This is a genomic window from Modestobacter sp. SSW1-42 (assembly GCF_046635825.1).
Classification (GTDB): Bacteria; Actinomycetota; Actinomycetes; order Mycobacteriales; family Geodermatophilaceae; genus Modestobacter.
Map to the genome: position 1 here is coordinate 960,037 of NZ_JBISCA010000002.1, position 22,511 is coordinate 982,547.

Here is a 22,511-nt window from a genome sequence, read left to right on the forward strand (position 1 = left end):
TCAGGGACGGGCGCGGACGTACGGGACGACGTCGCGCAGCTCCCCGCCGATCTCGTGACCGGCGGGGAGCAGCTCCCCGGCCGCGTAGCCGGCCCGCTCGGCCACCCGGCAGGAGGCGAGGTTCCACGGCTCGACGTGCAGCTCGACCCGCTGCACGCCGGGGCGCGTCCAGGCGAAGGCGGTCAGCGCCCGCAGGGCGTCGGAGGCGCGACCGGCCCCGCGGGCGGCGGGCAGGACGGCGTAGCCCGCCGTGGCCAGCCCGGACGCGGCGTGCCGCAGCCACAAGCCGGCGAACCCGACGCAGTCGTCGGTGTCCCGGTCGCCGACGGCGAAGGAGAACCCGACCCGCTGGGCCGGCCGCCGCCGCTGCGCCACGACCCAGTCCATCGCCTGGGCCGCCGAGGCCTGCGGCGGCAGGGTGCCGATCAGCGGCACATGGGGGTCCAGCGACAGCGCCATGGCGGCGAACACGTCGCCGTCCCGGAACCGGCGCAGCCGGACGCTGCCCGCCGTCGGCGCGACCGCCGGCCAGGCCCACAGCTCCTCGACGGCGGACACGGCACGAGGGTCCCGCCTGGCGGCCCGGAGCGCACGGGGGTTGGCCGCGCCGTCCGGTGGGCAGGTCGGTCTCCTGATCGCGCCTCAGCCACGGGCACCCGGTCCGAGGACGAGGTGGGCGACGTGCAGGTGACCTTCGTGGTGCTCGGCGGCAGCGGTGACCTGACCGGTCGCCTGCTGCTGCCGGGCCTGGCAGAGCTGTTCGAGCACGGGGCGGTCGACGGCGAGGTCGACCTGCTGGCGGTCAGCCAGCAGGACTGGTCCGACGACGACTACCGCGACTGGGCGCGGGCGCGGCTGGCCGAGCACGCCGGGCACGTGCCGGAGGCGACCCGCGACCGCCTCGTCGCCCGGCTGGCCCACCAGCAGGGCGACGTCACCGACCCCGCCGACCTGGCCGAGACGCTGGGCCGGGTGCCGGGCCGGCCGGTCGTCTACCTGGCGCTGCCCAACACCGTCTTCCTCGCCACCCTCGAGGCGCTCACCCGGGTCGACCTCCCGGAGGGGACGACGATCGCGGTGGAGAAGCCGTTCGGCCGGGACGAGGCCGACGCCCGCGCGCTGAACGCCGTGCTGCACCGCCTGGTCCCCGAGCAGCGCACCTTCCGGGTCGACCACTTCCTGGCCATGCAGACCGTGCTCAGCCTGCTCGGGCTGCGCTTCGGCAACCGGCTGTTCGAGCCGATCTGGAACGCCGGCCACGTCGAGCGGGTCGAGATCGTCTTCGACGAGCCGCTGGGCCTGGAGGGCCGCGCCCAGTACTACGACACCGCCGGTGCGCTCCGGGACATGCTGCAGAACCACCTGCTGCAGCAGCTGGCGCTCATCGCCATGGAGCCGCCCACGGCCATCGACGGCGCCGGCCTGTCCGCCCGCAAGGCCGACGTCCTGCGCGCCGTCCGCCCACCGGCCGACATGGCCCGGGACACCGTGCGCGCCCGCTACACCGCCGGCACCATCGACGGCCGCGCGCTGCCCGACTACGCCGGCGAGGACGGCGTCGACCCGGCGCGGGAGACCGAGACCTACGCCGAGTACACGGTCACCATCGACAACTGGCGCTGGGCCGGGGTGCCGTTCCGGCTGCGCACCGGCAAGGCGCTCGGGTCCAGCCGGCAGGAGATCGCCGTCTGGTTCAAGCCGGTGCCGCACCTGGCGTTCGGCAGCGGGACGCCGGAGCCGGACGTCCTGCGGATGAGCTTCGACCCCGACCACATCGCGCTGGAGCTCAACCTCAACGGCGCCGACGACCCGTTCGAGCTGGAGCGCCGCGCGCTGGACATCGGGCTGCCGCCGGCCCGGCTGTCGGCCTACGGGCTGCTGCTGCAGGAGATGCTGACCGGCGAGCGCACGCTGTCGATCAGCGACGCCGAGGCCGAGGAGTCCTGGCGGATCGTCGAGCCGATCCTGGCGGCGTGGGCCGGCGGCGAGGTGCCGTTGCTGGAGTACCCGGCCGGCTCGGCGGGCCCGGTCCGGGCGTGACGGGCCGTGGGGCCCTCGGCTGATCCGCGCGCCCGGACGGCGGTGGCCGGCCGCCCGGGCCCGGGAGCGCGCGCTGCTCGACCGGCGGGGGGCTGAGCGGCCCTTCTCACGAGCCGCGCCCGGGTAACTTCGGCACGTGACCGACGACCAGCAGCATCCCGGGCCGACGGAGCAGAGCCTCGGCGACGTCATGAGCCACGTCGCCCGCGAGCTGCAGGAGGAGCACGGGGACGTCGAGGCGACCCTGCAGCGCATCACCCGCGCCGCCGTCGAGACCGTCCCCGGCGCCGACGAGTGCGGGGTCAGCTACGTCGTCCGCCGCAGGGACGTCGAGCCCCGCGCCTGGACCAGCGGCCTGCCCCGGGCCCTCGACGTCCTGCAGGGCCGGCTGCACCAGGGCCCCTGCCTCGACGCGATCTGGGACGAGCGCGTGGTCACCGTCCCCGACGTGGCCGCCGACGAGCGGTGGCCGGAGTTCGCCCGGCAGGCGACCGAGCTGGGCGTCGGCAGCCTGCTGTGCTTCCAGCTCTTCGTCGAGGGCGACAACCTGGGCGCGCTCAACCTGTACAGCCGCCGGGCCGGGGGGTTCGACGCGGAGTCCCGGGAGGTCGGCCAGCTCTTCGCCGCGCACGCGGCCGTGGCGCTGGCCGGTGCCGAGCACGAGTCGAACCTGCGGGCCGGGATGGACCACCGCGACCTGATCGGCCAGGCCAAGGGCATCCTGATGGAGCGGCACAAGCTGACCGCCGTCCAGGCCTTCGACCTGCTCGTGCGCACGTCGTCGCTGACCAACCGCAAGCTGCGGGACGTCGCCGACGAGCTCACCTCGACCGGCCACCTGACGGCAGCCGGCCAGGGGTGACCTACTCCCGGACCACCCAGACCTCGGCCGGGCCCTGCGGGGTCTGGTGCAGGGTCGGGGGCGTCGACCGCTCGTAGACACCCAGGTACTGCGGCCCGTCGTAGACGAGGACCGAGGAGAAGACCGCCTCCTCGGGGACGTCGTCGACCTGGCCGTGGCGCGGCCCGCCCCAGTGGTAGATCAGCGGCATGGGGGCGACGCTAGTCCGCTTCCCCGCGAACGCCACCACGAGGGCGCCCCCGGCCCTACGATCGGGCACCCACCCGCAGGAGGAGCCGTGCCCGACGCCCCGCACCCCGCCGGCCCGCCGCCCGACGGCCTGCACGTCGAGCGGCACACCACCGGGTCGCTGCGCGCCCGCGGGCTGGTCGTCGGCGGCCAGCCGCACGGGTACTGGGAGTGGTTCCGGCTCGACGGCAGCCTGATGCGGTCGGGCACCTTCGACCACGGCCGCACCGTGGGCACCTGGACGACCTACGACCGCAGCGGCACCCCGTACAAGGTGACCGAGAAGGGCGACCAGCTCCGGTCCTAGTGGTCGTAGATGCCGGTGGCCTGGGCGGCGTCGAGCCGGGCGTCCTCGGTGCGCACGACCGACAGCTGGGTGCTCTCCGGCGGCAGCACGGTCTGCCACAGCCAGTCGGCGGCCACCCGCACCCTGTTGGCCATCGCCGGCAGCGCGTACAGGTGGTAGCCGCGGGTGACGACCTTGGCCAGCGCCCCGCTGAGCGGGACCCCCAGCGGCTTGGCCACCGCGTCCCACCCGCCCAGGTCGGCGACCAGGCCGAGGTCGCGGTGCCGGTAGGGCCGGGCGGTGCCCACCCCCAGGGAGGCGGCGATGTTGCGGCCCAGCGCCGTCCCCTGCCGCTGGGCGTGCTGCGCCGTCGGCGGGGTGTCGGGCAGGCCGTCGTCGCCCGGCCCGGCGGCGAGGTCGGGGACGGCGGCGGCGTCGCCGGCGGCCCACAGCCCGCGGACGCCGGGCACCGACAGCTCGGGGTCGACCACCAGCCGGCCCCGGCGGAGCGGCAGGCCGAGCCCGGCGACGAGCGGGCTGGCCGCCACGCCGGCGCCCCAGACCAGGGTGCGGGTGGGCACCGTCGTCCCGTCGGTGAGGGTGACGGCGCGGTCGGTGGCCGAGGCGACCGAGACCCCGAGCCGGACGTCGATGCCGCGCTCGTGCAGCAGGTCGAGGGCGAGCTTCCCCAGCTTGGGCCCGAGCTCGGGGAGCACCGCCTCGGCGACGTCGACGAGCACCCACCGGACGTCCTCGGCGCGGGTGCGGTCCCAGCGGCCCTCGATGGTGCGCAGCCAGCGCTGGGTCTGGGCGACGAACTCGGTGCCGGTGTAGCCGGCGCCCACGGCGACCACGCTCAGCAGCTCCGCGCGCCGGGCCCGGCCCTCGGGGGTGTCCGGCTCGGCGTCGGCGACGTCGAGGGAGTGCAGCAGGTGGTCGCGCAGGTACACCGCCTCGACCAGCGTCTTGAGCCCGCGCGCCTGCTCGGCCACCCCGGGGATGTCGAACCGGCGGGTGACGGAGCCCGGCACCAGGACCAGCTGGTCGAACCGCTCGGTGCGGGCCTCGTCGCCGGCGTCCTCGAGCGCCGGGCGCACGGTGACCGAGCGCTGGTCCAGGTCGACGGAGGTGACCCGGTCGAGCACCAGCCGCACGCTGGGCAGCGCCCGCCGCAGCGAGACCGCGATGTGCCGGGCCTCGACCACGCCGGTGGCGACCTCGGGCAGCAGCGGGCTGTAGAGCAGGTAGTCGGTGGGGCTGACCAGCACCAGCTCGGCCCGGCCCGGGGGCAGGTGCCGCTGCAGGTACCGCAGGGCGAAGAAGCCGGCGAACCCGCCGCCGACCACCACGATCCGGGTGGGCTGTCCCTCGGTCACGCGCGTCTCCTCGGCTCGGCTGCACCCCGACAGTGCCCGCCGTCGCCGCGGCTACTCCCCCGGCGCCGCCTGGGAGACTGGCCCGGTGGCCCCCCGACGCTGCCCTTGCGGCACCGGCCTGACCTACGCCGCGTGCTGCGGCCGCCTGCACGCCGGGACGGCGACCGCGGGGACGGCCGAGCAGCTGATGCGCTCCCGGTACAGCGCCTTCGCCGTCGGCGACCCGGCGTACCTGCTCGCCACCTGGCACCCCGCGACCCGGCCCGGCCGCCTTGACCTGGACCCGGACGTGCGCTGGACCGGGCTGGAGGTGCTGGGCACCACCGGTGGGTCGCTGCTGGCCGGCGAGGGCACGGTGGCCTTCCGGGCGCACTGGGCCGCCGGCGGGGCGACCGGCGTCCAGGAGGAGGACAGCCGGTTCGTGCGCGAGCACGGCCGCTGGGTCTACCTGGACGGCGACGCCCGGGGCTGACGTTCCACGTGGAACGACCCCGCCGGGGCCGCGCGTGAGCGGACTGCTTGGCTGGGGCGGTCGCGGCGACGCCGTGCCGTCCGCCGAGACCAGGAGGCCCCCATGCCCCACCTGCTGCACCTCGACTCCTCCGCCGACCCGCGGCGCTCGGCGTCCCGGGAGGTCACCGCAGCCTTCCTGCGCGGCTGGCGTGACCGCGGCGCCGACTTCACCGTCACCTCCCGCGACCTGCAGGCCGACCCGCCCCCGCACCTGCCCGACGCCGCGCTGCACTGGGCGCCGCGGCTGCGCACGGCCGCCGAGGTCGTCGACCCGGCCGCCGAGGCCCGGCAGCAGCGCTACCTCGACGAGCTGCTGGCCGCCGACGTCCTGCTGGTCGGTGCCCCCATGTACAACTGGTCGCTGCCCTCGACGCTGAAGGCGTGGCTCGACCACGTGCACGTGCTGGGCACCACGGTCCCCTTCGGCGACTTCGAGGCCCGGCCGCTGGTCGGCCGGGCCGCGGTGGTCGTCTCCAGCCGGGGCGCCAGCTACGACGCCGAGGGCGAGCAGGCCAGCTGGGACCACACCGTGCCCCCGCTGGAGCTGGTGCTGGGCCGGTCGTTCGGGATGACCGTCTCGGTGATCACCCTGCAGCTCACCCTGGCCGACCGGGTGCCCGCGATGGCCGACCTGCGCGGGCGCGCCGCCGCCGAGGCCGACGCCGCGCGCAGCTACGCCGAGGAGCTGGCCGAGCGCATCGGTTAGTGCGGATCGGCTGATGCGGTCCCCCGACCGGGTGACGCCCGCGGGGGGATTCGCCGTCCCGACGGGGGCCCGCCAGGCGGAGGCCACCCCGCGGACACCTCCCCGGCCGAGCCTGGGGAGCGTCCGGGCCTCGTCCAGGGGCTCCCCGACACCCGAGGTGTCGCCGTGACCACTGCCCCGACCCAGGCACGGACGAGGACCCGGCCGGGGGCGCTGCCCGCCCCGCCCTGCACGCCGGCTTGTGCCGCCGACCCCGGCCCCACCGTGGACGCCGCCACCCGCCGCCGCCGCGCGCTGCGCGTGGCCCGCGCCCTGGCCGGCGTGGCCGCCTCCTCGCTGCGCGCGCCACTGTCCGGCCCCCGCGGCCGCCGCCGGCTGCTCACCTGCGGCGCCGCCCGCGTGCTCACCGCCGCCGGCGTCCGGGTCGAGGTCACCTCCTCCCCGGTGGCCTGGCCGCGCACCGGCCCCGGCCGGGCGCCCGGGCTGCTGGTGGTCGGCAACGCCGTCTCCTGGGTCGACGACCTCGCGCTGCTCACCGTCGTCCCGGGGCTGCCCGTGGTCACCGCCGGCCTCGTCCGCCGGCCGGTGCTCGGCGGGCTGCTGCGCCGGGCCGGCGCGGTGCCGGTCGACCCGGCCCGCCCGCGCACCCTGCCGGTCGCGGTCGGCGCGGTCACCGCCGCGCTGCGCGGTGGCACGTCGGTGGGCGTCCGCCCGGAGGGGACGGCGTCGTGCGGCGTGGAGCTGGGCCGGTTCCGCCCGGCCTTCCTGCAGGCCGCCGTGGACGCCGGCGCCCCGGTCTGCCCGGTCGCCGTCCGGTACCGGGTCGAGGGCGGGGCCGGCACCGCCCTCGCCGCGCACCTGCCCGGTGAGCCGTTCCGGCGCAGCGTGTCCCGGGTGCTGGCCGCCCGCGGGCTGGTCGTCGAGGTGCACCTGCTGCCCGCGCTCGACCCGGCCGGCGCCGACCGCCGCGAGCTCGCCGCGCTGGCCGAGTACGCGATCGCCGCCGTCACCGAGGCCCGCCCGCCGGTGATCGCCGCGCACCCGCGCCGTCCCCGCGTGCCGGCGCCGGTGCGGGCCCGACGCCGGGGAGCCGCGAGTGCTGCATGACGGGTCGCTCCCGGCCGGGCTGACCACCGGCCTGCGGGTGGTCGTGGTCGCCGAGACGTTCCTGCCGGCGGTCAACGGCGTGGTCAACTCCGTGCTGCGGCTGGTCGACCACCTCGCCGTCCGCGGGCACGACCCGGTGGTGGTCGCCCCCTCGGGCAGCAGCTACGAGTCCCGCTGCGGCGCGCGGATCGACGTGGTCACCGTGCCGTCGATGCGGCTGCCCCGGTACCGCCAGCTCATCCTCGCCCGCCCGGCCGGCGACCTGACCGAGGTGCTGCGCGGCCTGGCGCCCGACGTCGTCCACCTGGCCTCCCCGGCCGTCCTCGGCCTCGCCGCCGCCCGGGCCGCCCGGGTGCTCGGCGTCCCGTCGGTCGCGGTCTTCCAGACCGACCTGGCCGCGTTCGCGCAGCGCTACCGGCTGCCCGGCGGCCCCGCGGCCGCCTGGCGGTACCTGCGCACCGTGCACCGGACGGCGGACCTCACCCTCGCGCCGTCCTCGGCGACCGCCGCCCTGCTCACCCGCCACGGCATCGGGCCGGTCGCGCTGTGGGCCCGCGGCGTCGACCTCGACCAGTTCGCCCCCTGCCACCGTGACGAGGCGCTGCGCGCGGGACTCGCTCCCGGCGGGGAGCTGCTGGTGGGCGTGGTGGCCCGGCTCGCGGTGGAGAAGCGGCTGGAGCTGCTGGCCCCGCTCAGCGAACTGCCCGGGGTGCGGCTGGTGGTGGTCGGCGACGGACCGCAGCGGCGGGCGCTGGCCCGGGAGATGCCGCGGGCACGGTTCCTCGGCCAGCTCGGCGGGGCGGAGCTGGGCGCGGTCGTCGCCTCGCTCGACCTGTTCGTCCACCCCGGCGCCGACGAGACGTTCTGCCAGGCGGTCCAGGAGGCGCTCGCCGCCGGCGTCCCCGCCGTGGTCGCCGCCTCGGGTGGCCCGCTGGACCTGGTGCAGCACCGCGGGAACGGCTGGCTGTGGGCCGGCAGCGACCCCCAGGTGCTGGCCGCGATGGTCGCCGGGCTCCGCGACGACCGGGAGGCCCTCGCCGCCGCGGCCGCCCGGGCGCGGCCGTCGGTCGCGGGTCGCACCTGGGGCCGGGTCGGCGACGAGCTGATCGGCCACCTGCAGCGGCTGCGCGCCGCCGCCCCCGCCTGAGCGGCCACGGCCGCCCCGGCACGGCGGCCGGGTGGACGAGGCGGAGGCGGCCGCGGCCGCGGCGAGGCAGGATCGCACCCGACAGCCCCTTCACATCGCGCGGAGACCCAGTGACCCAGCACGTGCGCCACAGCGTCCCCGAGGGCACGCCGTCCCCGGTCCTCGACCTGTCGAGGTGGCGGCTCAACGCCCTGCCCGACGAGAACTCCGACGAGGACTGGGACGACGACCGCGAGCTCTTCGACCCCGAGGGCAACCGGGTCGACACCTGGCGCGAGGGCTACCCGTACGGCGAGCGGATGCACCGGCGCGAGTACGAGATCGAGAAGCGCAAGCTGCAGATCGAGCTGCTCAAGCTGCAGGGCTGGGTCAAGGACACCGGCCAGAAGCTGGTGGTGGTGTTCGAGGGCCGCGACGCCGCGGGCAAGGGCGGCACCATCAAGCGCTTCACCGAGCACCTCAACCCGCGTGGCACCCGGACCATCGCCCTGGACAAGCCCAACGAGCGCGAGAAGACCCAGTGGTACTTCCAGCGCTACGTCCAGCACCTGCCGGCCGCCGGCGAGATCGTCATGTTCGACCGCTCCTGGTACAACCGCGCCGGCGTCGAGCGGGTGATGGGCTACTGCACCGCCGACGAGTACCTGCTCTTCATGCGCCAGGCGCCGGAGTTCGAGCGGATGCTCGTCGACAGCGGCATCCAGCTGGTCAAGTTCTGGTTCTCGGTGACCCGCGGCGAGCAGCGCAGCCGGTTCATCGTGCGCCAGATCGACCCGGTGCGGCAGTGGAAGCTCTCCCCCACCGACCTCGCCAGCCTCGACAAGTGGGACGCCTACACCGAGGCCAAGGAGGCGATGTTCGTGCACACCGACACCGAGTTCGCCCCGTGGACGGTGATCAAGAGCAACGACAAGAAGCGCGCCCGGCTGGCGGCGCTGCGGCACGTGCTGGCCCGCTTCGACTACGAGGGCAAGGACCACGACGCCGTCGGCGTCCCCGACCCGCTGATCGTCGGCGCGGCCGCCGACGTGATCGAGGAGGAGGTCGGCACCGTGGCCATGCCGCGGCCCGGCGACGAGCTCCCGGCCGCCCAGGCCTGAGGCCGACCGACCCCGGACAGCACAGCGCCCGCCCCGGACGACCGGGGCGGGCGCTGTCGTGGTGCGGGGTGGGTCAGCGGTTGTCGTTCCGCCCGAGCGCGTCCTTGGCCTTGTCGGCCAGGCTGCGGTCGTCGTTCGTGCGACCGGTGGTCGTGTTGTTCCCGACGATGCCGTCGGTGTCGACCTGCTCCTTGCGCACCGTGTCGGTGACCTGCTGCTGCTCGGTCACCGTCTCGGTGTCCAGGCGCACGCGCTCGACCGGCACGGCCTCCTTGGCGACCACGGGCTGCTCGGCGTGGAGGACGACCTCGTGCTCCTCCTCGGAGATGGCCGGCCCGTCCATGGCGTTGCCCATGTTGGCGTCGGTGATGGGCTCGCGCTGGATGCGGACCTCCTCGTGCGACACGGGGACGGTCTGGCTCACGTTCTCCGTGACGACGTACTTGCGCAGCCGGGCACGGCCGGCCTCGACCCGCTGGGTTCCGACGTTCAGGCGCTCCTCGGACAGCGTCATCGCGTCGTCCGTGGTCGGGCCCGAGGTGTCGTGGCCGACGGTGCCGTGGCGGTTCGTGTCGGTGCCCATGCCCGCGGTGCCGGTGGTGCGGTCGCGGTCGGTGTCGAAGCCCGCCGTGCCCGCGGTGCCAGCGGTGCCGGCGAAGCCGGAGGTGTTCGACGTCGTGGTGTCCGTCGTCGTCGTGGTGGTCGTCGCGTCGCCGAGGTTGTAGTGCCGGTAGAGGGCGCTCTCCTCCTCGGGCGACAGGTGGCCGTCCTGGTCGATCTTCGGCGCGTCCTTGACGGCCTCCTTGCTCACCGGGACGCGCAGACCGTCGCCGGTCAGGTTCGCGTCGCGGATCGGGACGAAGGTCTCCTTCGTGCCGAACAGGCCGGTCTTCACGGTGACCCACTCGGGGTTGCCGGACTGGTCGTCCAGGAACACCTCGGAAGCGGTGCCGATCTTGTCGCCGTCAGCGTCGTAGACGTTCGCGCCGATGACGCGGTCGAGCGTGTCAGTGCCGATCATGGGGGCTGCTCCTCTGCTCGGGGACGTTCGTGCTCGAGGGACTCTGTGCCCGTCAGCGGCCCCCGGAAACAGGCCGTTCACGATCCGCTCGAGGCCGTGCTAGAGCGTGTCGCCCGGGCACTGGCCCCCGTTCCCAGCATCCGCGCTGGTCAGCGAGCCGCCAGCCGTGCGACTCGCCGATCGCCGGCCCGCTCGGACACGCCGTGGAACCGGCCGGGCGGACGCCTCCCGGGCGTGTCGTCCAGATCGGGAGCCGGCCGGCCGTGAGCATGGGGGCGTGCCTCCCCGTTCGCAGTACGACGACCTGGTCCACCCGCGCACCCAGAAGAAGCCGTCCCCGCAGGTCGAGGCGGAGAAGGACCTCGTCGTCGAGGACCCCAGCAGCGGGTTCGTCGGCGCGGTCGTGCGGTGCGAGAAGGACGTCGTCCACCTCGAGGACCGGTTCGGCAAGGTGCGGGCCTACCCGCTCGGGCCCGGCTTCTGGGTGGACGGGCGGCCGGTCGTGCTGGTGCGGCCGAAGGTCAACACCCTCTCCGGACCGCAGCGCAGCGCCTCGGGGTCGACCTACGTCGTCGGCGCCCGCGCCCGGGTGGCCCGCCAGGGCCGCATCTACGTCGAGGGCAAGCACGACGCCGAGCTGGTCGAGAAGGTCTGGGGTCACGACCTGCGGATCGAGGGCGTGGTCGTGGAGCCGCTGCACGGCGTCGACGACCTGCCCGGCATCGTCCGCGACTTCCGGCCGTCGCCGGGGCGCCGGCTGGGCGTGCTCGTCGACCACCTGGTGACCGGCTCCAAGGAGACCCGGATCGCCGAGCAGGTCACCGGCGCGCACGCGCTGGTCGTCGGCCACCCGTTCATCGACATCTGGCAGGCGGTCAAGCCCTCGGTCGTCGGGATCAGGGCGTGGCCGACCGTGCCGAAGGGCGAGGACTGGAAGACCGGCGTCTGCCGGCGGCTGGGCTGGGAGGACGACACCGGCTACGTCTGGGCGCAGCGCGTCCTGGCCCGGGTGACGCAGTGGACCGACCTCGAGCCGGTGCTCATCGGCCGCGTCGAGGAGCTCATCGACTTCGTCACCGAGGACTAGCGCCGCACACGACAGCGGCCGCCGTCCGTGAGGACGACGGCCGCTGTACGGCCCCGCTGCAGGGGCCCGCGCTGAGCTCGCTCAGCGTGGGGGGCAGCGGGGTCCTTTCTCAGCTGGGGATGTAGTTGAACGTGTCCGGGTCGGGGCCGGTGCGCTCGTTGCGGTTGAGCAGCGTGATCTCGCGCATGTCGTCCTCGGTCAGCTCGAAGTCGAAGATCGCGAAGTTCTCCTCGACCCGGCTGCGGGTGACCGACTTCGGGAACACGATGTCGCCGCGCTGGACGTGCCAGCGCAGCGTGACCTGCGAGGCGGTCTTCCCGTGCCGCTCGGCCACCCGCAGGATCGTCGGGTCGTCGAGCACCTTGCCCTGGGCGATGGGCGACCAGGCCTCGGTGGCGATCTCGTGCTCGGCGTCGAAGGCGCGCAGCTCGTCCTGGGTCAGGTACGGGTGGACCTCGATCTGGTTCACCGCCGGGCGGATCTCGGTCTCGCCGAACAGCTTGCGCAGGTGGTGGGCGTTGAAGTTCGAGACGCCGATCGCCTTGGCGCGGCCGGAGCGGTAGATCTCCTCCATCGCCTTCCAGGTCTCGACGTAGTCGACGTCGATGCCCGGCAGCGGCCAGTGGATGAGGAACAGATCGACGTCGTCGAAGCCGAGGGCCTCGATGGTGCCGTCGAACGCCTTCAGCGCGGCGTCGCGGGCGTGGAAGCCGTTGTTGAGCTTGGAGGTGATGAAGACCTCCTCGCGCGGGACGCCGGAGTTGCGGATGCCCTCGCCGACGCCCTTCTCGTTGCCGTACATCTCGGCGGTGTCGATGTGCCGGTAGCCGACCTCGAGAGCGGTCTGCACCGCCTGCGCGGTCTCCTCGGGCTTGACCTGGTACACGCCGAAGCCCAGCTGGGGGATCTCGACACCGTTGTTCAGGGTGATCGTGGGCACGGTGGCCATGGAGCTCTTCTTCCTGTCGACTGCGTCTGGCACGGCGGCGCGCACCACCACGGGGGCGCCGGCCTGCAGTCGGCCTACCCGGGCAGACGCGCCGCTACCCGCGAGCCAGCTCACGCCCGCCGATGGAGTCCCCAGGCGCCAGAACCGCACCCTGGGGACTCCATCAGCCGCCGTCAGAGCTGGGCGGCGACCATCGGCTCGAGGGTCAGCTCCGGGTTGCGCTGCTGCAGCGTGCGCAGGTCCCACTTGTCCATGAACAGCGCCAGCAGCTCGCCGTCCTCACGCTGGAGCACCTCGACGCCGCGGGCGGCGGCGACGGCCGGCGCGGACGCCGCGTCGGTGCGGACGGCGATCGTGTACGGCAGGTGGTCGATGGTGACCGGCGCCCCGAACTCCTGCTCCATCCGGTGGACGGCGACCTCGAACTGCATCGGCCCGACGACGGCGAGCACGGGCGCGGCGTCCCCACGGCGGTCCGACCGGAGCACCTGCGCCACGCCCTCGGAGTTGAGCTGGCCGATGCCGCGGCGGAACTGCTTGAACTTGGCGGTGTCCTTGCCGCGCACGACCGCGAAGTGCTCCGGGGCGAAGGTGGTCAGCGGTGGGTAGGTGACCTTGGCGTCGGCGTAGAGGGTGTCGCCGACGTGCAGCGCGTTGGCGTTGACCAGGCCCACGACGTCACCGGGGTAGGCCACGTCGACGCTCTCCCGGTCGCGGCCGAACACGTGCTGGGCGTACTTGGTGGCGAAGGGCCGGCCGGTGGTGGCGTGGGTGACCACCATGCCGCGCTCGAAGACGCCGGAGGCGATCCGGATGTAGGCCAGCCGGTCGCGGTGCGCGGCGTCCATGCCCGACTGCACCTTGAACACGAACGCGCTGAACGGCGCCTCCACCGGGCGGGCGGCGCCCTCGACGTCCGGCCGCGGGGTGGGCGCGGGCGCCAGGTCGACCAGGATGTCCAGCAGCGCACCGACGCCGAAGTTCGACACCGCCGAGGCGAAGATGACCGGCGTGGTCTCCCCCGCCAGGAAGCGCTCCTGGTCGTGGTCGGCCTCGGTGGCGTCCAGCAGCTCGGACTCCTCGACCGCCTGGGTCCACGCGTCACCCTCGCGGGCCAGCGCCGCCGCGGCGGGGAGCACCTCCTCGGGGGCGATGGTGGCGCCGCCGGCGGTGCGGGTGAAGCGGTGGTAGGTGCCGTCGCGGCGGTCCAGCACGCCGCGGAAGTCGCCGGAGATGCCGACCGGCCAGGTCAGCGGGGTGGGCACCAGGCCGGTGCGCTCGCTGACCTCGTCCATCAGCTCCAGGGCGTCCTTGCCCGGGCGGTCCCACTTGTTGACCACGGTGACGACCGGGATGCCGCGGTGCTTGCAGACCGCGAACAGCTTCATGGTCTGCGCCTCGAGGCCCTTGGCGGCGTCGATGAGCATCACCGCGGCGTCGACCGCGGTCAGCACCCGGTAGGTGTCCTCGGAGAAGTCGGCGTGCCCGGGGGTGTCGAGCAGGTTCACCACGGCGTCGCGGTACTCGAACTGCAGCGCGGCGGAGGTGATCGAGATGCCGCGCGCCTTCTCCATGTCCATCCAGTCGGACACGGTGCCGCGGCGGCCGGCCTTGCCGTGCACGGCGCCCGCCGAGCCGATCACCCGGGCGTGCAGCGCGAGCGCCTCGGTCAGTGTCGACTTGCCGGCGTCCGGGTGGCTGATGACGGCGAACGTGCGCCGCCGCGCGGCCTGCGAGAGCACCTCGGGCGCGACGGTGCTCGGCGATGGGGTGGTGGTCATGCGTCTCCCTCGTCCCGGCTCCCGCCGGGCAGTCCCTGTCGATCGTGCAACGCCGCGGCGCTCCGGCGGATGCCCACGATCAGAAGTAGTCGAGCAGCTGGGCGGCCTGGCCCCCGGCCAGCAGGTCCAGCGCGGCCGGGTCACCCGGCCCGCCGGCCAGCCCGGCCTGCGCCACGGCCCGCCCGGTGGTGCTCCCGCAGTACAGGACGGCGAAGCCCCGCACGTCCAGCACCAGGTCCGGCTCGCGGCGCGCAGGCACCAGTGTGCCCTGCCCACCGTCGATCTCCAGGTCCCAGCTGCCGGTGTTCCACGGCGCGAGGGCGTCGGTGAGGCCGAACGCGACGCGCCCGCGCACGTGCGCCGGCCAGCCGCGGGCGGTGACCGACCGCACCACGTCGACCGGGCGCAGCATCCACGCCGTCGTCCCGGGGTCGGTGACCCGCTCCAGCGGCAGCACGGTCGAGACGGCGTCGCCGGCCAGCAGCGGCACCCGGACGGTGCGGGCGACGGTGCGCCAGCCGGACAGCACGCCCACCAGCGCGCGGGCCGCCGCCGGGGTGACCGCGAGCAGCTGCCGGACGTCGAGCCGGGCGTCGGGCCCGTACCCGCGGCCCCGCTCGAGCACGAGCGCACCGGTCAGGACGCCGTCCTCGTAGGCCAGGCTGACCGCGTCGGGGGCCTGCACCGGCGGCTCGTCGAAGAACCCGCCGCGCCGGGTGAGCAGCCCGTCGCGCTCGCGGGCCAGCCGCTCGTAGAGGTCGGTGACCGCCAGGGCGTCGTCGGCGTCCCCGGGGCGCAGCTCCACGCCCTCGTCGTCCCGCGGGCGGGGCAGCGAGGCGGTGTCCAGGTCGGCCGAGCGGAGCATGCCGCCGACCTCCCAGCCCGCGGACCGGTAGACCGCCGAGACGGTCGGGTACAGCGTGCTCACCGCGGCACCCCGCTCGCGGGCCTGGGTGAGCACCGCGGCCAGCATCGTGCGGGCCAGCCCGCCGCCGCGGCTCTCGGGAGCCACGGCGACGCCGCTCACCCCGGCCGCAGGCACCCGGCGCCCGCCCCACCAGTGCTCGTGCGGCAGCTCGACGATCTTGCCGACCAGCCGGCCGCGCCCGTCGAAGGCGCCCAGCCGGGACACCCCGGGCACCGGGCGCACCGCTGTCGGCGGCGGCTCCGCGGCGCCGCCGAAGGCCAGCCGACCCATCTCCCACGCCGGGACGAGCTCGTCGCGGGTCAGCTCGCGCACCACCGGCGTCACGCCAACACCTCCGCGCGGGCCGGACGGCGCAGGACGAGCCAGGCGGCGACGGCGAGCAGGCCGGTGACCGCGGCGCCCAGCGCGGGCACGGCGAAGGCGGCCTCGGCTCCCCAGTGGTCGACCGCCGCGCCGGCCAGCGAGGAGCCGGCGGTGACCCCGACGGTCAGGCCGGTCGTCGTCCAGGTCAGCGCCTCGGTGAGCGAGGCGCGGGCCACCCGGGACTCGACCACCGACAGCCCGGCGACCAGCACCGGGGCGATGGTGAGGCCGGCGAGGAACGCGATGCCGATCAGCGCCGGCAGCGAACCCACCAGGTGCAGCGCCTGGGCCACGACGGCGAACAGCAGCGCCGTGCCCAGGAACCGGGTGACCAGCGACCCGGGCAGCCTGGCGATGCCGTAGACGAGCCCGGCGACCAGGCTGCCGCCGGCGTAGGCCGAGAGCGCGACGCCGGCCGTGGCCGGGCTGCCCTGCGCCTCGGCGAAGCCCACGACCACGACGTCCACCGCGCCGAACACGATGCCCACGGCCAGGTAGGTGACCGCGATGACGACCAGCCCGGGGCTCAGCACCGCGGGCCGGGACTGACCGGCCACCCGGGGGACGACGGCGGGGGCCGTCGCCTCCAGCCGGGAGAGCACGAGCGCGCCCGCGACCCCCAGGAGCAGCCCGGTGAGGTAGCCCAGCGGAGGGGCGACCAGCGCGGCGAGGAACGTGACCAGCGGCGGGCCGACCACGAAGACGACCTCGTCGGCCACCGACTCGAAGGCGAACGCGGTCTGCCGCTGCGCGGGCTCGGGCAGGGCGTTGGCCCAGCGGCTGCGCACCACCGACCCGACGTTGGCCGAGCAGAGGCCCGCGACGACCGCGAGGACGAACCAGGTCCAGCGCGGCGCGTCGGTGACCACCGCGGCGACGAAGGCCAGGCCGCCGGCCAGCGAGAGCAGGGCCGTGGTGCGCACCACCGCGCTCTGGCCGCGGCGGTCCATCGCCCGCGCCCACTGCGGGCTGCCGACGGCGAAGGCCAGCGTGTTGGTGCCGGCGACCGCGCCGGCGAGGGCGTAGCTGCCGCTCTGCCCCTCGACGAGCAGGACCGTGCCCAGCCCGGCCGTGGCCATCGGCACGCGGGCCAGCAGCCCGGCGGAGGAGAAGGCCCGGGTGCCCGGGACGGCGAAGAGGCGGGCGTACGGGGCGAAGACGGTGCGGGCTGGCAAGTCTGCTTCTCGCGCTTCCTGGCCACGGGCGAGTGCGGGGGTGCCCGCCGGACCCTCGGGTGACCGCCCGAACGTAGCACCGCACCGGTGGCCGCCGAGCTCGACCGGGTGCAGCGCTCCGCGGGTCAGGGCCCTGCCTGCAGGCGGCCGCCACGGACGAGCCGGTCGAGGTGCCCGACACCCTGTCCTGCCCCTGGTCGGCCGGCAGGTGACGGGGTCGCTGGACGTCTACGCCCGGCAGGCCGCCGGCATGCTCGTCGAGCGGGAGGGCCGCACACCCGCCGGCGACACGGCGGGGTGCTGGACATCCTTGAACCTTCATGGATCAATGTGTGAGGCGCTGCACACGCGGCGTGATGTCGATCCAGGAGGCCTGCCCGTGTCCGCTCGCACCCCCCGACGGTTCCTCGCCGCGCTCGCGCTCGGCACCGCCGTCCTGCTCGTCCCCGGCGTCGCCCAGGCCAGGGGCGGCGGGGACGACGGCGGCACGGTCGAGGACGGCGGTGGCGGCGCCGCCGTCAGCGGCGACTTCACCGTCACGGTGAACGGCCGCACCTCCAACCCGGCCGCCGGCCGCGACTTCCGGGTCAGCGGCGTCGCGCCGACCAGCCCGGTCGTCGTCACCGGCCGGAACGTCACCTTCCGGATCGACCCCACCACGCTGGGCGTGTACGACTACACCCTCACCGGTGCGGCGAGCCCGGAGCGGATGGCCACCACCCCGACCGTCGTCTTCGCCTCCAAGGTGCCGGTGCTCACCGCGGCCCAGCGCGCCGGCGTCCGGATCGCCGAGCTCCGGCTGCGCGACGACACCCTGGTCGTCACCTTCTCCACCGCCGCCGGCAAGCTGAAGGTGCAGGCCAAGGACGCCCCGCAGGGCGGCATCTTCCAGATGGAGCAGGAGTTCGGCGCCCCGGTCGAGTTCGTGCACACCCTGGGCGCGGGCCTCTTCTACTTCGTCAACGAGTTCACCGGGAAGGTGAACTTCGGCGACGGCGTGGACGCCGACGCCACGCACCAGATGCTGCTGGGCAAGGACAGCCCCCAGGTGGCCACCAAGCTGGCCCAGACCGCCACCACCACCCGCTGGTCGGTGACCTCGGGCGGCCGCATGGGCGGCGTGCTCGGCGAGGACGCGATCGAGCTGTCGGCCGGGGCGACCAACTGCACCAGCGACTGCCAGGCCCGCAACCGCGTGCAGGGCTCGCTGCCCGTGCCGCCGGACCCGACGAACCCGGTGCCGATCGGCTGACCGCGCGCGGTCCGGCGCCCCGGGGGCTCAGGGGTGCCGGACCGGCCGGTGGCCGTAGCGGTCACCCGCGGCCGCGGGGTCGACCCAGCGGAAGCCCCGGCAGCCGCACCACGTGTCGTCCGGGGCCGGGGTCGAGCAGACGGGTGCGTGGGCCGGGTAGCCGTGGCCGCACCGCAGGCAGACCACGACCTCCGCCCCGGTGGTTCGAGGCACGGGCTCGGCCCCTCTCGCTGGCAGGACCGCTGCCGCCTCCGCTGGCGGGGCAGGCCCGGTGTGTCGGCACAGGATCGGTCTGCGGGGTCCGGTGCGCCACTCCACGAGCCGTCACCCGACCCTGCGCCCGTGGGCGCACTACATTCGGGGCGTGACGACCTCCAGCCCGCTCCCGGACCCGCGGCTGCGCCCGCAGGTCGTCCCCGGCAGCGCGGGCACCGGCGGGCTGGTCGACCGGCACGGCCGGACGGCGACCGACCTGCGGGTCTCCCTCACCGACCGGTGCAACCTGCGCTGCACCTACTGCATGCCCCCCGAGGGGCTCCAGTGGCTGCCCAAGGTCGAGCAGCTCACCGACGAGGAGGTCGTCCGGCTGGTCCGGATCGGCGTCGAGCAGCTGGGCATCCGCGAGGTCCGGTTCACCGGTGGCGAGCCGCTGCTGCGCCCGGGCCTGCCCGGCATCGTGGCCGCCACGACAGCGCTGCTGCCGCGCCCCGAGGTGAGCCTCACCACCAACGCCGTCGGCCTGTCCCGGATGGCGCCGGCGCTGGCCGCCGCGGGGCTGGACCGGATCAACGTCAGCCTGGACACCCTGGACCGCGAGCGGTTCGCGCAGCTCACGCACCGCGACCGGCTGCCCGACGTCCTCGCCGGCCTCAAGGCGGCCAAGGACGCCGGCCTCACCCCGGTGAAGATCAACACGGTGCTGCTGCGCGGGATCAACGAGGACGACGCCGTCCCGCTGCTGGAGTACTGCCTCGAGCACGGCTACGAGCTGCGCTTCATCGAGCAGATGCCGCTGGACGCCCACCACGCCTGGACCCGCGGCGAGATGGTCACCGCCGAGGACATCCTGGCGAAGCTGACCGCCACGCACACCCTGGTGCCCGACGTCGAGGAGCGCGGTGCCGCCCCGGCCGAGCGCTGGCTGGTCGACGGCACCGGCCTGACCGTCGGGATCATCGCCTCGGTGACCCGGTCGTTCTGCGGCGCCTGCGACCGCACCCGGCTCACCGCCGACGGCCAGATCCGCAACTGCCTGTTCGCCCGCGACGAGTCCGACCTGCGGACGGCGCTGCGCGAGGGCGCCACCGACGCCGAGATCGCCGACCGCTGGCGGATCGCCACCCTGACCAAGCTGCCCGGGCACGGCATCGACGACCCGAGCTTCCTGCAGCCGTCCCGTCCGATGTCCGCGATCGGGGGCTGAGCCGTGAGCGTCACCGTCCGGTACTTCGCCGGGGCCCGCGCCGCGGTGGGCGTCGACACCGAGACCCGTGAGGCCGGCTCGCTCGACGAGCTGGTCGGCCAGATCGTCGACGCCCACGGCGAGCGGCTGGAGAAGGTGCTCACCGCCTGCTCCTTCCTCGTCGACGGAACCAGCACCCGCGACCGCGCGTTGGTGCTCTCGCCCGGCTCGGTGGTGGACGTCCTGCCCCCCTTCGCCGGCGGATGAGGAGCCCACGATGAGCGTGTTCGACAAGGCGAAGGCCAAGGCCGAGGAGCTGCTCGGCCGGGCGGAGCAGGTCTACGGGGAGTCCCACGGCGACGCCGCGGCCACCATGGACGGCGAGGCACGCCGGCTCGAGGGCGAGGCCGACGAGGCGCGGGCCGAGGCCGAGGAGCGCGCCCGCCGCAACGGCGACGACGGGCTGGCCGGGGCCCGCTAGGAACGCAGCCGGACGGCGACCAGCGCGACGTCGTCCTCGGGGCGGCCGTCGACCAGCCGGTCGATGAGCTGGTCGCACAACTCGTCCAGCGAGGTGCCGGCCAGCTCGGTGGCGGCCTGGCGCAGCCGTTCCATCCCCTCGTCCAGGTCGCCGTCCCGGCGCTCGACGAGCCCGTCGGTGTAGAGCAGCACCGTCGACCCCGCGGCCAGTGTCATGACCTTCTCGGTGCGCACCACGCCGGGGTCGACCCCCAGCAGCAGCTCGCCGTGCCAGGCGGCGGGGTCGGCCAGCGTGCCGTCGGGGTGGACGACCAGCGGCGGCAGGTGCCCGGCGTTGGTCCACCGCATCCGGGTCACGCCCCGGGCGGCCTCCTCGGTGGTCTGCTCGAACCGGGCCACCGCGGCGGTGGCGTAGGTGCCCAGCGCGAGCTGGGCCATCGAGGCGTCCAGCCCGCGCAGCACCTCGACCGGGCCGGCGTCGCTGTAGGTGGCGATCCCGCGCAGCAGCGCCCGCAGCTGGCCCATCGCGGCCGCGGCGGCGGTGTCGTGGCCGACGACGTCGCCGATGACCAGCATCAGCGCGCCCGAGGGCTGCCGGAAGGCGTCGTACCAGTCGCCGCCGATCCGGGCGGCCTCGGCCGCCGGGGCGTACCGGACGGCGATCTGCGCGCTCTCGTGCTGCGCCGGGCGGGTGAGCAGGCTGCGCTGCAGCTCCTCGGCGAGCTGGCGCTGCTGGCGGAACAGCCGGGCGTTGTCCAGCGCCAGCCCGATGCGGTCGGCGACCTGGCGGGAGACGAGCAGGTCGGCGTCGGCGGTCTCGCGCCCCTGGTCGAAGCAGAGCGTCAGCACGCCCAGCACCCGGTCGCGGCCGCGCAGCGGGATCGTCATGCCGGTGCCGGGGTCGAGCGCGGCCAGCAGGTCGCGGGCCCGGCCCGGCCCGAGCATGCCCCGTACGTCCTCGGCCCGGCAGACGACGGTCTCCCCCAGCAGCGACCGGAGCACCGGGGAGGTCGCGGGCATCGCCGGCAGCCGGACGGCGGCGTAGCGCGCGACGAGGTCCCGGCGGTCGGGGTCGGCGTGCCACCAGCCGACGTCGACCGGGCGGCCGTCGGCGTCGACGACCGTGAGCACGCACCAGTCACCGAGCGCCGGCACCAGCAGCTGCGGCAGGCGGGCCACGGCGCGGCCGTCGTCCATGCTGCTCACCAGCGCCGCGGTGACCCGGGCCAGCAGCGCCAGCCGTTCCTGGGCGGCGCGCCGGTCGGTGACGTCGGTGAAGAACAGCGCGATGCCGGCGCCGTCGGGCACGACCTCCACCCGGAACCACCGGTCGAACGGGTGGGGGTACCAGGCCTCCACCGACTGCGGCTGCCCCGTGCGGGTCACCTCGCGGTACGCCCGGCCGAACGCGTTGCGCTCGTTGTCGGGGTAGGCCTCCCACACCGAGCAGCCGACCAGCTCCGCCCGGGCCTGGCCGAGCACCCGCTCGGCGGCCCCGTTGACGTAGGTGATCCGCCAGTCGCCGTCGATCGCGAGGTACCCGACCGGCAGCGACTCGACGAAGGGCACGGCGCCGTCCTGCTCGTCCACCCGTCCCCCGTCCGCTCGACCGCCGGGCTGTGCGCGGCGGCCCGCCCCGTCAGTCATCCACAGGTGACCAGCCGGAGCAAGCCACGGCGGACGAGACGGCCCTCACGGGCAGGCGACCCACTCCTCCTGGCCGTCGGAGAAGACCTGCCGCTTCCAGATCGGCAGCCGGGCCTTGACCTCGTCGACCAGCTCCGCGCAGGCGGCGAAGGCCTGCCCGCGGTGCGACGCGCTCACCGCGCAGGCCAGCGCCACGTCACCGATGGCCAGCAGCCCGATGCGGTGCGAGACGGCGACCGCGTGCACATCGGGGCGGGCGGCGAACTCGGCGGCGATCTCGGCGATCAGCGCCGGCGCCGTCGGGTGCCCGGTGTACTCGAGCTCGGTGACCGACCGGCCGCCGTCGTGGTCGCGCACGACCCCGGAGAAGGAGACCACCGCGCCGGCGGCCGCGCGCTCGACGGCGGCCTCGTGCTCGGCGACCGACAGCGGTTCCTCGGTGACCCGGGCCAGCAGCGTGTCCACGGCGGCGAAGGTACGCGGTCAGGCGGGCGGGACGTCGAGGTCGGTGGGGTCGGCCAGGCCGGTGCAGTCGACCTCGGTCACCTCGTGCGCGGCCAGGTACGCGCGGGCGCCCTCGTCACCGGTGGCGGTCGCGGCCACCCCGGCCCAGTGGTCGCGGCCCAGCAGCACCGGGTGGCTGCGGACGCCGTCGTAGGTGGCCACCGCCAGGGCGTCGGGTGCCGCGTGCGCGGCGACCCGGGCCAGGGCCGCCGGGGTCATGCCGGGCATGTCGACCAGCTGCACGAGCACGGAGTCGACCCGACCGGGCCACCCGCGCAGCCCGTCGAGCCCGGTGCGCAGGCTGGAGGCCATCCCGGTCTCCCAGTCGGCGTTGGCCAGCACGGTCGCACCGGTGAGGTCCGCGGTGCGCCAGACGTCGACCGCCCGGGCGCCCAGGACGACGAGCACCGGGTCGCACACCGCCGCCGCCGTCCGCACCGCCCGCTCGACCAGCAGGCTGCCCTCGTGCTCGACCAGCGCCTTGGGCATGCCGTACCGGCGGCCGCCCCCGGCGGCGAGGACCAGGCCGGCCACGGGTGCGTCGGAGGTCATCCCGC

General features: G+C 75.3%; 24 protein-coding genes. 13 read left to right on the forward strand and 11 right to left on the reverse strand.

Features of this window, described 5'->3' with window-relative positions; translation table 11 throughout:
- Positions 1-558 carry a GNAT family N-acetyltransferase gene (locus ACGBYP_RS10015; protein WP_411583566.1) on the reverse strand — a complete coding sequence of 186 codons (558 nt, stop codon included), beginning with the start codon at positions 556-558 and terminating at the stop codon, positions 1-3.
- A gap of 123 nt (positions 559-681) precedes the next feature.
- Between ACGBYP_RS10015 and ACGBYP_RS10020 the strand changes: the two genes are divergently transcribed.
- Positions 682-2,040, forward strand: coding sequence for a glucose-6-phosphate dehydrogenase (locus ACGBYP_RS10020; protein WP_411583568.1), 1,359 nt, complete (start codon positions 682-684; stop codon positions 2,038-2,040).
- Positions 2,041-2,176: 136 nt separating this feature from the next.
- Positions 2,177-2,902, forward strand: coding sequence for a GAF and ANTAR domain-containing protein (locus tag ACGBYP_RS10025; RefSeq protein WP_411583570.1), 726 nt, complete (start codon positions 2,177-2,179; stop codon positions 2,900-2,902).
- 1 nt (position 2,903) lies between these two features.
- Here the strand turns inward: ACGBYP_RS10025 and ACGBYP_RS10030 are convergent, their stop codons facing one another.
- Positions 2,904-3,092, reverse strand: a complete 189-nt coding sequence (locus tag ACGBYP_RS10030; protein WP_411583572.1) for a hypothetical protein — start codon at positions 3,090-3,092, stop codon at positions 2,904-2,906.
- Positions 3,093-3,179: 87 nt separating this feature from the next.
- Here ACGBYP_RS10030 and ACGBYP_RS10035 point away from each other — a divergent pair, with 87 nt between their 5' ends.
- Positions 3,180-3,437: a toxin-antitoxin system YwqK family antitoxin gene (locus ACGBYP_RS10035; protein ID WP_411583574.1), complete on the forward strand. Its 258-nt coding sequence runs from the start codon at positions 3,180-3,182 to the stop codon at positions 3,435-3,437.
- Here ACGBYP_RS10035 and ACGBYP_RS10040 read toward each other — a convergent pair.
- On the reverse strand, positions 3,434-4,792 hold the full coding sequence (locus ACGBYP_RS10040) for an NAD(P)/FAD-dependent oxidoreductase (protein ID WP_411583576.1): 1,359 nt from the start codon (positions 4,790-4,792) through the stop codon (positions 3,434-3,436). The genes ACGBYP_RS10035 and ACGBYP_RS10040 overlap by 4 nt on opposite strands.
- A gap of 85 nt (positions 4,793-4,877) precedes the next feature.
- Between ACGBYP_RS10040 and ACGBYP_RS10045 the strand changes: the two genes are divergently transcribed.
- The 5 genes from ACGBYP_RS10045 to ppk2 all read left to right on the forward strand — a co-directional run bounded on the left by ACGBYP_RS10045 (position 4,878) and on the right by ppk2 (position 9,365).
- Positions 4,878-5,264: a YchJ family protein gene (locus tag ACGBYP_RS10045; protein WP_411583577.1), complete on the forward strand. Its 387-nt coding sequence runs from the start codon at positions 4,878-4,880 to the stop codon at positions 5,262-5,264.
- Between the two features lie 102 nt (positions 5,265-5,366).
- Positions 5,367-6,011, forward strand: coding sequence for an FMN-dependent NADH-azoreductase (locus ACGBYP_RS10050; protein WP_411583579.1), 645 nt, complete (start codon positions 5,367-5,369; stop codon positions 6,009-6,011).
- A gap of 165 nt (positions 6,012-6,176) precedes the next feature.
- The gene (locus ACGBYP_RS10055; protein ID WP_411583581.1) at positions 6,177-7,118 is read left to right on the forward strand and encodes a lysophospholipid acyltransferase family protein; all 942 of its coding nucleotides are present in this window, start codon (positions 6,177-6,179) and stop codon (positions 7,116-7,118) included.
- Complete coding sequence (locus ACGBYP_RS10060) at positions 7,108-8,265, forward strand: glycosyltransferase (protein WP_411583583.1); 1,158 nt, start codon at positions 7,108-7,110, stop codon at positions 8,263-8,265. Before ACGBYP_RS10055 ends, ACGBYP_RS10060 begins: the two co-directional genes overlap by 11 nt.
- 110 nt (positions 8,266-8,375) lie before the next feature.
- Positions 8,376-9,365, forward strand: coding sequence for a polyphosphate kinase 2 (gene ppk2 / locus ACGBYP_RS10065; protein WP_411583585.1), 990 nt, complete (start codon positions 8,376-8,378; stop codon positions 9,363-9,365).
- A gap of 73 nt (positions 9,366-9,438) precedes the next feature.
- Here the strand turns inward: ppk2 and ACGBYP_RS10070 are convergent, their stop codons facing one another.
- Positions 9,439-10,386, reverse strand: coding sequence for a PRC and DUF2382 domain-containing protein (locus tag ACGBYP_RS10070; RefSeq protein WP_411583587.1), 948 nt, complete (start codon positions 10,384-10,386; stop codon positions 9,439-9,441).
- Between the two features lie 277 nt (positions 10,387-10,663).
- Between ACGBYP_RS10070 and ACGBYP_RS10075 the strand changes: the two genes are divergently transcribed.
- Positions 10,664-11,473, forward strand: a complete 810-nt coding sequence (locus ACGBYP_RS10075; protein WP_411583589.1) for a DUF3097 domain-containing protein — start codon at positions 10,664-10,666, stop codon at positions 11,471-11,473.
- A 109-nt stretch (positions 11,474-11,582) separates the two neighbouring features.
- Here ACGBYP_RS10075 and ACGBYP_RS10080 read toward each other — a convergent pair whose 3' ends face one another.
- The 4 genes from ACGBYP_RS10080 to ACGBYP_RS10095 form a co-directional block, all read right to left on the reverse strand.
- Complete coding sequence (locus ACGBYP_RS10080) at positions 11,583-12,422, reverse strand: aldo/keto reductase (RefSeq protein WP_411583591.1); 840 nt, start codon at positions 12,420-12,422, stop codon at positions 11,583-11,585.
- Between the two features lie 173 nt (positions 12,423-12,595).
- Complete coding sequence (locus ACGBYP_RS10085) at positions 12,596-14,203, reverse strand: peptide chain release factor 3 (RefSeq protein ID WP_411583593.1); 1,608 nt, start codon at positions 14,201-14,203, stop codon at positions 12,596-12,598.
- A 79-nt stretch (positions 14,204-14,282) separates the two neighbouring features.
- Positions 14,283-15,455: an enhanced intracellular survival protein Eis gene (eis, locus tag ACGBYP_RS10090; RefSeq protein WP_411583595.1), complete on the reverse strand. Its 1,173-nt coding sequence runs from the start codon at positions 15,453-15,455 to the stop codon at positions 14,283-14,285.
- On the reverse strand, positions 15,452-16,669 hold the full coding sequence (locus tag ACGBYP_RS10095; protein ID WP_411583597.1) for an MFS transporter: 1,218 nt from the start codon (positions 16,667-16,669) through the stop codon (positions 15,452-15,454). The genes eis and ACGBYP_RS10095 overlap by 4 nt, the downstream gene beginning before the upstream one ends.
- 379 nt (positions 16,670-17,048) lie before the next feature.
- Between ACGBYP_RS10095 and ACGBYP_RS10100 the strand changes: the two genes are divergently transcribed.
- The 4 genes from ACGBYP_RS10100 to ACGBYP_RS10115 all read left to right on the forward strand — a co-directional run bounded on the left by ACGBYP_RS10100 (position 17,049) and on the right by ACGBYP_RS10115 (position 19,804).
- Entirely contained in the window at positions 17,049-17,921 is an 873-nt protein-coding gene (locus ACGBYP_RS10100) for a hypothetical protein (RefSeq protein WP_411583599.1), read from the forward strand.
- Between the two features lie 364 nt (positions 17,922-18,285).
- Positions 18,286-19,344, forward strand: coding sequence for a GTP 3',8-cyclase MoaA (gene moaA / locus ACGBYP_RS10105; RefSeq protein ID WP_411583601.1), 1,059 nt, complete (start codon positions 18,286-18,288; stop codon positions 19,342-19,344).
- Between the two features lie 3 nt (positions 19,345-19,347).
- The gene (locus ACGBYP_RS10110) at positions 19,348-19,590 is read left to right on the forward strand and encodes a MoaD/ThiS family protein (protein WP_411583602.1); all 243 of its coding nucleotides are present in this window, start codon (positions 19,348-19,350) and stop codon (positions 19,588-19,590) included.
- A 10-nt stretch (positions 19,591-19,600) separates the two neighbouring features.
- A complete protein-coding gene (locus ACGBYP_RS10115) occupies positions 19,601-19,804 on the forward strand; it encodes a hypothetical protein (RefSeq protein WP_411583604.1) in 204 nt (67 codons plus the stop codon).
- Here the strand turns inward: ACGBYP_RS10115 and ACGBYP_RS10120 are convergent.
- From ACGBYP_RS10120 to ACGBYP_RS10130, 3 genes are all read right to left on the reverse strand, one after another.
- Positions 19,801-21,393 (reverse strand): SpoIIE family protein phosphatase, encoded by a 1,593-nt coding sequence (locus ACGBYP_RS10120; protein ID WP_411583606.1) that lies wholly within the window; start codon positions 21,391-21,393, stop codon positions 19,801-19,803. The genes ACGBYP_RS10115 and ACGBYP_RS10120 overlap by 4 nt on opposite strands.
- A 102-nt stretch (positions 21,394-21,495) precedes the next feature.
- On the reverse strand, positions 21,496-21,915 hold the full coding sequence (locus ACGBYP_RS10125; protein ID WP_269174332.1) for a molybdenum cofactor biosynthesis protein MoaE: 420 nt from the start codon (positions 21,913-21,915) through the stop codon (positions 21,496-21,498).
- Positions 21,916-21,933: 18 nt separating this feature from the next.
- Positions 21,934-22,506, reverse strand: coding sequence for an NTP transferase domain-containing protein (locus ACGBYP_RS10130; protein WP_411583608.1), 573 nt, complete (start codon positions 22,504-22,506; stop codon positions 21,934-21,936).
- Positions 22,507-22,511: the final 5 nt, after the last annotated feature.

Excerpts from the sequence above, each read along its gene's own strand:
- ACGBYP_RS10130 (WP_411583608.1), bottom strand. The coding sequence starts at position 22,506 with ATGACCTCCGACGCACCCGTGGCCGGCCTGGTCCTCGCCGCCGGGGGC.
- ACGBYP_RS10070 (WP_411583587.1), bottom strand. The coding sequence starts at position 10,386 with ATGATCGGCACTGACACGCTCGACCGCGTCATCGGCGCGAACGTCTAC.
- ACGBYP_RS10030 (WP_411583572.1), bottom strand. The coding sequence starts at position 3,092 with ATGCCGCTGATCTACCACTGGGGCGGGCCGCGCCACGGCCAGGTCGAC.
- ACGBYP_RS10115 (WP_411583604.1), top strand. The coding sequence starts at position 19,601 with ATGAGCGTGTTCGACAAGGCGAAGGCCAAGGCCGAGGAGCTGCTCGGC.
- ACGBYP_RS10085 (WP_411583593.1), bottom strand. The coding sequence starts at position 14,203 with ATGACCACCACCCCATCGCCGAGCACCGTCGCGCCCGAGGTGCTCTCG.
- ACGBYP_RS10050 (WP_411583579.1), top strand. The coding sequence starts at position 5,367 with ATGCCCCACCTGCTGCACCTCGACTCCTCCGCCGACCCGCGGCGCTCG.
- ACGBYP_RS10080 (WP_411583591.1), bottom strand. The coding sequence starts at position 12,422 with ATGGCCACCGTGCCCACGATCACCCTGAACAACGGTGTCGAGATCCCC.